The following is a 6,783-nucleotide window of genomic DNA, read 5'->3' on the forward strand; positions in this document are numbered from 1 at the left end:
ACCTACGCCGACCCGGTGCCGGCGGGGAGGGCGTGCCCGTGCGGCACCGGGTCGGCGTAGGTCGCGTTGCGACGGACCATGCGGTGCGCTGGGGTAGAGAGGAGACACGCTTTCCCCTGCCCCGGACGGCGATCATGACGATGTCCCCCTTCGGTGCCGCCTTCGGCGGCTCGGACCCGTTCTCCGAGATCCTCAACCGCTTCTTCGGCATGACGCCCGCCGCCTCGCCCCCACGGGTGCAGCGTGTGCCGATCGGACGGCTGCTGACCGAGTCGGCACGCGAGTTGATCAACCAGGCCACCAAACGGGCGGCCGAGGACGGCAGTTCCGACCTGGACACCGAGCATCTGCTGTGGGCGTGCACCCAGGTGGAGCCGGCCCGCGGACTGCTCGCCCAGGCCGGGGCCGATCCGGACCGTCTCGGCGCGGACATCGCCGAGGCCCTGCCCGGTGAGAGCGCCCTGCCCTCCGCACAGCCCGGCCTGACCCCGGCGGCCAAGCGGGTGCTGCTGCGCGCCTACGAGCACTCCCGGGCGGCCGGGGTGTCGTACATCGGACCCGAGCACATCCTCGGCGCCCTGGTGGACACCCCGGGCTCCCCGGCGGCGCGCATCCTGGCCGCCCACGGCATCGGGGCCGACCAGGTGCGCCGCAGCGCCGACACGGCGTCCCGTCCCGACACCGCGCCGGGCGGGGGAGAGACGCCGAGCGCCACCCCGACCCTGGACCAGTACGGCCGCGACCTGACCGAGGAGGCACGGGCCGGAAAGCTGGACCCGGTGGTGGGACGCGCCGCGGAGATCGAGCAGACCGTCGAGATCCTCTCCCGCCGTGCGAAGAACAACCCCGTCCTGATCGGCGAGCCGGGGGTCGGCAAGACCGCGATCGTGGAGGGGCTCGCCCAGCGGATCGTCAACGGGGACGTCCCCAAATCCCTGGAGAACAAGCGGGTGGTCGCCCTGGACCTCCCCGGGCTGGTGGCGGGCACCCAGTACCGGGGCCAGTTCGAGGAGCGGCTGAAGAAGGTCATCGACGAGGTCAAGGCGGCCTCCGAGTCGACGATCCTGTTCCTGGACGAACTGCACAACGTCGTCGGCGCCGGTGCCTCCGGCGAGGGCGCCATGGACGCGGGCAACATCCTCAAACCGGCCCTCGCCCGCGGCGAGCTCCATGTCGTCGGGGCCACCACGCTCGACGAGTACCGCCGGCACGTGGAGAAGGACGCCGCCCTGGAGCGCCGCTTCCAGCCGGTCATGGTGCCCGAGCCCGGCGTCGAGGAGACCGTGCAGATCCTGGAGGGCCTGCGCGACTCCTACGAGGCCCACCACCAGGTCCGCTACAGCGACGACGCCCTGGTCGCCGCGGCCGAGCTCTCGGACCGGTACGTCACCGACCGCTTCCTGCCCGACAAGGCCATCGACCTGCTCGACCAGGCCGGGGCACGGGTGCGCCTGCGCTCCCTGAACCGGTCCACCGAGGTCGCGGAGCGCGAGGACAGGCTGGCCAAGCTGCGCCGGGAGAAGGACCAGGCCGTCGCCGCCGAGGACTTCGAGCGGGCCGCCGAGCTCAAGGAGCGGATCACCGAGGTGGAGACGGAGCTGGCGGGGCTGGCCGAGCGCCGCGAGGGGGTCCTCGAGGTGACCGCCGCCGACATCGCCGAGGTGCTGTCCCGGCGCACCGGCATCCCCGTCGCCCAGCTGACCGAGAGCGAGAAGGAACGGCTGCTGAAACTGGAGGAGGCCCTGCACGACCGGGTCGTCGGCCAGGACGAGGCGGTCGCCGCGATCGCACAGGCGGTGCGCCGCAGCCGGGCCGGCATGAGCGACCCGAACCGGCCCGTGGGCTCCTTCCTCTTCCTCGGCCCCACCGGTGTCGGCAAGACGGAACTGGCCAAGACGCTCGCCGAGTTGCTGTTCGGCGACGAGGACCGCATGGTCCGCTTCGACATGAGCGAGTTCCAGGAGAAGCACACCGTCTCCCGGCTCGTCGGCGCCCCGCCCGGCTATGTCGGACACGAGGAGGCCGGCCAGCTCACCGAGAAGGTGCGCCGGCAGCCCTACAGCGTGCTGCTGTTCGACGAGGTGGAGAAGGCCCATCCGGACGTCTTCAACACCCTGCTCCAGGTCCTCGACGACGGACGGCTCACCGACGCCCAGGGCCGCACCGTCGACTTCCGCAACACCGTGGTCATCATGACCTCCAACATCGGCGCCCAGCGGATCCTGGCCCACCAGGGCGACGTCTCCGCCATCAAGGACCAGCTGATGGAGGACCTGCGCGCGCGGTTCCTGCCGGAGTTCCTCAACCGCATCGACGACATCATCATCTTCCACCGCCTGAGCGAGGAGGACCTCGGCCGGATCCTGGAGATGCTGCTGGAGGGCAGCCGCCGCCGGGTGCGCGCCCAGGGGCTGGAGCTGAAGGTCACCGACGCCGCGAAGAAGCTGCTGATCGCCCACGGCCACCAGCCGGAGTTCGGTGCCCGCCCGTTGCGCCGCACCATCCAGACCGAGCTGGACAACCGCATCGCCTCCCTGCTGCTGAGCGACTCGGCCTCCCCCGGTGACACGATCGTGGCGGACGTCGACAAGGACGCCCTGGTCTGCCGGGTCGAACACCCGAAGTCCGCCTCGGCCGCCTGAGCGCAGCCACGGGGCCGGCCGTCACTCGCCCACCGACCTCCGGGTCGCGAAGGCGATCGCGGCGGCGACGGCGGCCAGCACGGCGACGCTGGTGAGCGCGGCCGGCAGCGAGACCCAGTCGGCCATGAAGCCGATCACGGGCGGACCGAGCAGCATGCCGCCGTACCCGAGGGCGGAGGCGGTCGCGACACCGCCCGGACCGGCCAGCGCACCGGCGCGCTCCACGGCCACGGGGAAGAGATTGGCCAGTCCGAGCCCGGTGACGGCGAAGCCGAGCAGCGCCGCCCACACCGACGGCGCGAGCGAGCCGAGCAGCATGCCGGCCGCGGCGAGCGCACCGCCGGCCACGAGCGTGCGGGTACGGCCCAGCCGTTCGAGCTGGGCGGTGCCGCTCAGCCGTCCGAGGGTCATCGCCAGGGCGAAGCAGGAGTAGCCGGCCGCCGCCGTGCCCGCAGAGGCACCCAGGTCCTGCTGGAAGTGCAGCGCGCCCCAGTCGGCCATGGCCCCCTCGCCGTAGGCCGTGCACAGGGCGATCAGGCCCAGGACCAGGACGAGTCCCCGGGTGCGGCGGTCCGTCCGGCGCGGGCGGCCCTCCTCGGGCCGTACGCGCTCCGCCGGCACCGGAGGTTCGTGCCGCAGCAGGGTGCGGCCCGCGAGGGCGGTGACGAGCAGGCCGATCAGGGTGAGGCCGAACAGGTGGCGGGCGGGGGAGAGATGGGCGGCCACGAGCCCGCCGAGTCCCGCGCCCAGCATGGCGCCGAGGCTGAAGGCGGCGTGGAAGCTCGGCATGACCGGCCGGCGCAGCGCGGCCACCAGGTCCACGGCCGCACTGTTGAAGGCGACGCTGATGCCGCCGTACGCGGCCCCGAAGAGCAGCAGGACCGCGCCGAGCGCCAGGACGGAGTGGGTGAGCGGGGGCAGGGCGACGCCGAGGGAGAGCAGCACGGCGTACACCACGGTGATCCGGTGGCTGCCGTGCCGGCGGCACAGACGGCCGGTCAGCGCCATGGTGACCACCGCGCCCGCGGAGACGCCCAGAAGCGCCAGACCGAGGCCGCCGGCCGAGGCGCCGGTCTGCTGCTTGATCGCCGGGATGCGGACCACCCAGCCGGCGAAGACGAAGCCGTCCAGGGCGAAGAAGGCGGTGAGGGCGATACGGAGACGGACGAGGGAGTCGTCCCGCACGAGCGGGCACGGACGGGTTTTGTTCAATAGCGGCACAAAATCAGGCTAGCAGCGCGCATCGGGAGGACGCCGCCGGGTTTCCGGCCCGGACGAGCCGCCGGGCGGCGGCGGGGAGCCGCCGGCCGGGGCGGGGCGGGTGCACCGGGACGGGCGGCGGCCCCGCCCCGGTCGCGCAGACGGCGTCAGGCGAGCGTCACCTCCACCGGGAGCCGCTTGATGCCGTTGACGAAGTTGGAACGGACCCGGGGCACGTCCCCGGCCAGACGGATGTCGGCCAGCCGCGGGATCAGCTCCTCGAACATGATCCGGATCTCGGTGCGGGCGAGGAGGTTGCCCAGGCACAGATGGGGGCTGCCCTTGCCGAAGGTGATGTGGTCGTTGTTCTGCCGGGTGACGTCGAAGTCGTACGGGTTGCCGAAGACCTCCTCGTCGCGGTTGCCGGAGGCGAACCACATGACGACCTTGTCGCCCTCCTTGATCCGCTTGCCGCCGAGCTCCACGTCCCGGGTGGCGGTGCGGCGGAAGTGGTACACGGGGGAGGCCCAGCGCAGGAACTCCTCGACCGCGGTGGGGATCAGGGAGGGGTCCTCCTGAAGACGGGCCAGCTGCTCGGGGTGCTGGATCAGGGCCAGCATGGAGTGGGTGATGGTGTGCCGGGTCGTCTCGTTGCCCGCGACCACCAGCAGCAGGAAGTAGTTGTCGAAGTCCTGCGGGGACAGCGGGACGCCGTCCCGCGGGGTGGTGTTGACCAGCTGGGAGACCAGGTCGGTGCCGTTGCCGCCGCGCCGCTGCCGTGCCAGTTCGCGGCCGTAGGCGAAGACCTCCAGGGCGGCGGGGGAGCGGAAGGGCAGATCGCGGTACTTCTCGCTCTCCTCGCTGTGCAGCAGGACGTCGGCGTAGTCCGGGTCGGTGTTGCCGATGATGCGGTTGCCCCACTCGATGAGCTGCCGGTTGTCCTCCGGGGGCACGTCGAGCAGCCGGGCCAGCACATTGATGGGGAAGTCGGCGGAGACCTCCTTGACGAAGTCGAAGGTGCCCTTGGCCAGGGCCGCGTCCAGGGTGGTCGCGGTCAGGCCGCGCAGGAAGTCGGTGTAGCTGTTGATCACGCCTGCGCCGAACTGACGCTGGATCAGGCCGCGCAGCGCCCGGTGGCGGACCCCGTCGAGCTCGAGGATGGAGGCACGCTTCTTGATCTGGTCGTCGTCGACCTCCTCGAGGTTGACGAACCTGGTGGAGGTGAACGTCTCGGGATCGCGGTCGACACGGACGATGTCCGCGTGCCGGGTCACCGCCCAGAAGCCGGAGTTGGGCGCCTCCTCGGGCTGCCAGTGCACCGGGTCCTCGTGGCGCAGGGTGTGGAACATGCGCCAGGGGGTGATGCCGTCGGTGAAGTTGTCGGGGTCGGCGAGGTTCACCTCGGCCAGCGGCAGCGGCTCGCGGAGGGCGTCGGACAGGGTCGGGGTGGTCATGGACGGCGTCTCCTTGACGTCGGGGGCCCGGTGCCGGCCGGGCCCGGTGTCGCGGGCGGGTGGTCAGATGTGGTGGGCGTACTCGGTGAACTCCCAGTCGGTGACGTACCGTTCGAAGCGTTCGACCTCGTTGCGCTTGTAGGCGAGGTAGGAGGCGGTGAAGTCCTTGCCGAGGACGTCGGTCAGCGCGGTGTCGGCCTCCAGGGCGTCCAGCGCGGCGGACAGGGTGGTCGGCAGCACGGCCGACCGGGCGGTGTCGTAGCCGTAGCCCTCCAGCGGGGCCGGCGGCTCCTCGCCGGCCAGCACGCCGAGCAGGGCGGCGGCCACGGTGCCGGCGATCAGCAGGTAGGGGTTGGCGCCGGCGTCTCCCAGGCGCAGTTCGAGACGGGAGCCGGAGCCCCGCTCGGGCGGGATGCGGACCATGGCGCTGCGGTTGTCCAGGCCCCAGTCGATCAGCCAGGGGGCCAGGGTGTCCGGTCCGAAGCGTTTGTAGGAGTTGACCGTCGGATTGGCCAGCGCGGCGAGCGCGGGCGCGTGGGCGAGGACGCCGGCCACCGCGTGGCGGGCGGTCGCGGACAGGCCGTGCGGCGCCGAGGGGTCGTCGAAGACGTTGCGGCCGTTCTCGTCCTCGCAGGACAGGTGCAGATGGAAGCCGGAGCCTCCCGCGTCGTTGAACGGCTTGGCCATGAACGTGGCCAGGCGTCCCTCCTTGCGGGCGAGCTCCTTGACCGCCGCCTTGAAGCGGAAGGCCCGGTCGGCGGCCGACAGGGCGTCGGAGTGGGTCAGGTTGACCTCGAACTGGCCCCCGTCGAACTCGTGGTTGCCGCCGCTGATGCCGAGGCCGGCGTCGCGCAGCAGGCGGAGCACCCGCAGCAGATGGTTGTCGTCGTCCCCGCGCAGGCCCGCGGTGTAGACGACGCCCCGGGCGCCGCCGTAGCGGCGCCAGCCCCGCGGGGAGCCGGGCACGGCCTCGCACAGGAAGTACTCCAGTTCGGGACCGATCACCGGGTGCAGCCCGTGCTCCTCGCAGCGGGCGAGAACGGTGCGCAGCAGGTCGCGGGGTGACTCGGGGGCGGGCGCCTTGGTGACCGGGTCGGTGACGTCGCCCAGGCAGCTTGCCACGCCGGGCTCCCACGGCAGCGGCACGAGGGTGTCGAGATCCGGTGTCACGCAGATGTCGGGCAGGCCCGCGTCCAGGCCGCCGGTGACCGGGACCACGTCGCCCTGCGGGCTGGTGTGGTACACGGCGCGGCAGAAGGCCAGACCATGGTCGCAGGCCGACGGCAGGTGCTCCAGGAGGACGTCCCGGGCGCGCTCGGTGCCGATGAGGTCGGGGTAGGTCACCCGGACCACGTCGATGCCCTCGGCGGCGAGCCGTTCCTGGTGCCGGCGGACGGAGGGGGAGTCGGAGGGGCTCACCAAGGTCTCCTCTGGGAAAGGGGGCGCTTCCCAGGCCGAAGCAGGCGCTGGGAGAGGGGGAGAGGGGG

4 protein-coding genes are annotated in these 6,783 nt (G+C 72.3%); 1 reads left to right on the plus strand and 3 read right to left on the minus strand.

All coding sequences use genetic code 11. The annotated features are described in order from the left end of the window. Positions 1-134 precede the first annotated feature (134 nt). Positions 135-2,642 carry an ATP-dependent Clp protease ATP-binding subunit gene (locus CCN35_RS00085; protein ID WP_086791041.1) on the plus strand — a complete coding sequence of 836 codons (2,508 nt, stop codon included), beginning with the start codon at positions 135-137 and terminating at the stop codon, positions 2,640-2,642. Between the two features lie 21 nt (positions 2,643-2,663). On the opposite strand, the gene CCN35_RS00090 is transcribed toward CCN35_RS00085, so the two are convergent. From CCN35_RS00090 to CCN35_RS00100, 3 genes are all read right to left on the minus strand, one after another. Next, on the minus strand, positions 2,664-3,827 hold the full coding sequence (locus CCN35_RS00090) for an MFS transporter (RefSeq protein ID WP_067389399.1): 1,164 nt from the start codon (positions 3,825-3,827) through the stop codon (positions 2,664-2,666). Between the two features lie 182 nt (positions 3,828-4,009). After that, complete coding sequence (locus CCN35_RS00095; RefSeq protein WP_067389402.1) at positions 4,010-5,296, minus strand: cytochrome P450; 1,287 nt, start codon at positions 5,294-5,296, stop codon at positions 4,010-4,012. A 63-nt stretch (positions 5,297-5,359) separates the two neighbouring features. Beyond that, complete coding sequence (locus CCN35_RS00100; RefSeq protein ID WP_086791043.1) at positions 5,360-6,715, minus strand: glutamine synthetase family protein; 1,356 nt, start codon at positions 6,713-6,715, stop codon at positions 5,360-5,362. Positions 6,716-6,783: the final 68 nt, after the last annotated feature.

This window comes from Streptomyces thermovulgaris (genome assembly GCF_002155915.1).
Classification (GTDB): Bacteria; Actinomycetota; Actinomycetes; order Streptomycetales; family Streptomycetaceae; genus Streptomyces; species Streptomyces thermovulgaris.

Excerpts from the sequence above, each read along its gene's own strand:
- CCN35_RS00085 (WP_086791041.1), top strand. The coding sequence starts at position 135 with ATGACGATGTCCCCCTTCGGTGCCGCCTTCGGCGGCTCGGACCCGTTC.
- CCN35_RS00095 (WP_067389402.1), bottom strand. The coding sequence starts at position 5,296 with ATGACCACCCCGACCCTGTCCGACGCCCTCCGCGAGCCGCTGCCGCTG.